A 995-nucleotide genomic window follows, 5' to 3' on the forward strand; every position below is an offset into this window, starting at 1 on the left:
GCTTTAACCGAATGAAGCACTTCCGTCGGCTTTCAACCCGATACGACCGCAGAACCATTCATTTCAAAGGCGTCATCCATCTCGTTGCCGCTATGCTTTGGCTCCGATGAATGTCGATTCGTCCTAGAGCAGGCAGTTCGCCTTCAGGCGGCCTTTGCTCTGAGGTGATCAGGGCAGTAAACTTCTTGTTGCCGACACTATTGAGGTGACTACCCACTCCCTTGCAAGAAGGCACTCCGATGACACTCAGTAACACTGACCTTCCCACCCCCGGTTAAGGTGACGACTGCCGGATGGTCCGGGAAATCCTTGATCTGGTTGGCGACAAATGGACGCTTTACATCATCGCAACGCTCAAGGACGGACCGGTTCGGTTCAATGAAATGCGGCGTCGGATCGATGGCATCTCGCAACGGATGCTGACGATCAATCTGCGCGGACTGGAACGTGACGGGTTGGTGAAGCGGACATTGTTTCCCACTATTCCGCCCCGCGTGGACTATGAGTTGACAGAGATGGGAGGGACACTTCTTGCGCCGGCTATGGCGCTCGTGACGTGGGCGAACAGCAATCAGGAGAACATCCGCGGCGCTCGCGTCCGATATGATGCAAGTTAAGGTCTGTGGGGACAAATTGAGCCAATATCCGGCGGCAGCAAACTCGCCGGCGGCTTTGATGAACGCCTTGGACGCAGCCGGCCGGCAGCGCTGTCTTCGCGGTCCGTCTCATGAGCACTTGTTATTCCAGCCGCGATCTACGCTTTGTGCAATTGCCTGACAAAATCTATAAAGGCGCGCAAAGGCCCGGGCACAAGGCGCCGGCCGGGATAATACCGGGATAATAGAGGAACGGCCCCGAGAAGCGCAGCTGACCTTGCCCCCAAGTTTTATCCAGTTTTGAGTTCGCTCCAGCGGTTTTGGGTTGTTGTGTTTGTGGCGGTAGCGGCGGGGTGCGGTGCGGAGCCCTTTCGGGTGTGCAGCACCGCATCCCGTCGC

At 56.9% G+C, this 995-nt stretch carries 1 protein-coding gene and 1 pseudogene; both read left to right on the plus strand.

All coding sequences use genetic code 11. The features are described 5' to 3' along the window. Positions 1-110 (plus strand): annotated as a pseudogene (locus tag NBH21_RS25960) (IS5-like element ISNeu3 family transposase); the annotation flags it as partial. A 183-nt stretch (positions 111-293) separates the two neighbouring features. Next, on the plus strand, positions 294-617 hold the full coding sequence (locus tag NBH21_RS25965) for a winged helix-turn-helix transcriptional regulator (RefSeq protein ID WP_250914752.1): 324 nt from the start codon (positions 294-296) through the stop codon (positions 615-617). The last annotated feature ends 378 nt before the right edge of the window (positions 618-995 follow it).

The sequence above is a fragment of the Ciceribacter sichuanensis genome, from assembly GCF_024055605.1.
GTDB lineage: Bacteria > Pseudomonadota > Alphaproteobacteria > Rhizobiales > Rhizobiaceae > Allorhizobium > Allorhizobium sichuanense.